Source organism: Vibrio sp. Vb0304 (assembly GCF_033338995.1).
In the GTDB taxonomy this organism is placed as follows: Bacteria; Pseudomonadota; Gammaproteobacteria; order Enterobacterales; family Vibrionaceae; genus Vibrio; species Vibrio alginolyticus.
In genome coordinates this window covers 1-1,906 of sequence record NZ_JAWOTT010000069.1, presented here as the reverse complement: position 1 = coordinate 1,906, position 1,906 = coordinate 1, and the positions used below count along the sequence as shown (strand labels likewise).

Genomic DNA, 1,906 nt, shown 5'->3' with positions numbered 1-1,906 from the left:
AACGTGTGAACGCAGAAATTGCGGGCCGACCTGATGCTCTGTTTGGTAAGAAGAGCCTAACGCTTTATGAAGGCGCAAGAGGCATCCCTGAAAACTCCTTCTTAAATATCAAAAATAAATCGTTTGATATTGTTGCGGACATTTCAACAGACAATGCGTCAAAGACTAACGGTGTGATTATCGCGCAAGGCGGTAACTTCGGTGGTTGGACGCTATATGTGAAAAACGGCGTCCCAACCTTCGAATATAACTGGTTAACCTACGAGTACACTAAAGTCTCTGGTTCTAAACTAAAAGAAGGCAAGAACGAGATTAAAGTAGCATTCCGTTACGACGAGAACGGCCAAGGTGGTAAAGGTAACGCCGCTGGCAGAGGTAAAGGCGGTAACGTTTATCTCTACGTGAACGATAAGCTTGTTGAGAAGAAACTTATCCCTAACACAAACAGCCGCTTGTTCTCGCTCGACGATGGCGTGGGTATTGGTGAAGATGAAGGTGGCGCGGTGAGTAAAGACTACCAAGCACCATTCGAGTTCAATCAAAAAATTGAACAAGTCACAACCTCTATCGTTCAATAGCGATAAATCTCCTGAGTCATTATGTTAATAGTGGCTCAGGAGTCACTTCGCACTCCCGTTGATTTCCCCAACAATTCATTACTCGAGTTCAAGATGTCCAAAGCCATTGACCTAAACTTAATCAATACATTTATTGTGGTGACCGAGTGCCTTTCTTATACGAAAGCGGCGGATAAATTAGGTGTAACTCAGCCAGCGATAAGTGCTTCCATTAAACGACTAGAGCGCACAACAAACACAAAGTTATTTACGAAAAGAGGGCGAAATATTGAGCTAACCAGCACGGCCCAGAAATGGCTGCCTCAACTACAACAAGCGCTGAGTGTAATCGATAGCGTGATCACCCAACCTGCTCCCTACAATGTTTACTGTTCAAATATCTATCCGGCTCAGCAATCCAAGCTTGAAAATGTCTTTTTTCATGAGTCAACATTAAGTGAAAACCATTTATTCTCTCTGCTTTACAGCAATGAAGCGGATTTACTATTGGGGGATATTGAAAGCAGAGAAGCGTCAATTATAGTGGAAGACGTTTGTCGAGAGCCTTGTGTTGTTATATGTCGAAACGGTCACCCAAGGATTAACGAGCACATCTCCACCGAGATGTTAAGCGACGAAAAACATTGCGTACTTGCCAGTAAATGGAGTTTTGATACTGAGTTTGAAAAACATTTGGGCTTAATCGTCAAATCAAACAATATCGATTCTATCGCATCTAACTATTTGGGCATTCTCACCCACGTCGCTCAAAGCGACTGCATCGGAGTCATTCCACTATCTTTGGCAAAGAAATGGGGAAAAACCTTTAATATTAAGCATTTTACTTCCCCTTTTGGCGCTTGCTTTATTCAATATCAAATCGCATACCACCAACGAAAAGTGAACTGTAAAAGGCATGGAGCGATGCGAGCGTTGATAAAATCTAAAGTATTAGAAGGTCAACAACGTATCATTTAATCAGTTGATTCCTCCCTACTTTTCAACAGATTTTATTGACAAAAAAGCCGTTGTTCATCAACGGCTTTCTTTTCACTTTCATTGCTTTAATACAACTGATTAATGAGAAAAGCTAAAAAGCGATACCTATCACGGCTTCCAACATTTTTAACTCTTCATGAGTCAAAAAATCCGTCGATTGCCTGCTGAGCACACTGCTATTGAATTCAACTATTGCTACATTCTGTTGCTCGTCTTTTTCATTTTTTGGTTGCTCCGGGGAAAAGTTGGTATTTTGCGTAACCATATTTGCTCCTGCCCTATGCTTTATTTAGAGAAGCACTAAGCCATTTACTTCCGCTGCTTATGCGAATTTTTTTATCATGTCAGAG

The 1,906-nt window shown here is 41.4% G+C and carries 2 protein-coding genes and 1 pseudogene; 2 read left to right on the top strand and 1 reads right to left on the bottom strand.

What is annotated here, in order from left to right:
* Nucleotides 1-578, top strand: a pseudogene (locus R7P35_RS23795) (arylsulfatase); the annotation flags it as partial.
* 21 nt (nt 579-599) lie between these two features.
* On the top strand, nt 600-1,535 hold the full coding sequence (locus tag R7P35_RS23790) for a LysR family transcriptional regulator (protein WP_180830391.1): 936 nt from the start codon (nt 600-602) through the stop codon (nt 1,533-1,535).
* 112 nt (nt 1,536-1,647) lie between these two features.
* On the opposite strand, the gene R7P35_RS23785 is transcribed toward R7P35_RS23790, so the two are convergent.
* Entirely contained in the window at nt 1,648-1,821 is a 174-nt protein-coding gene (locus R7P35_RS23785) for a hypothetical protein (RefSeq protein ID WP_005462086.1), read from the bottom strand.
* Nucleotides 1,822-1,906: the final 85 nt, after the last annotated feature.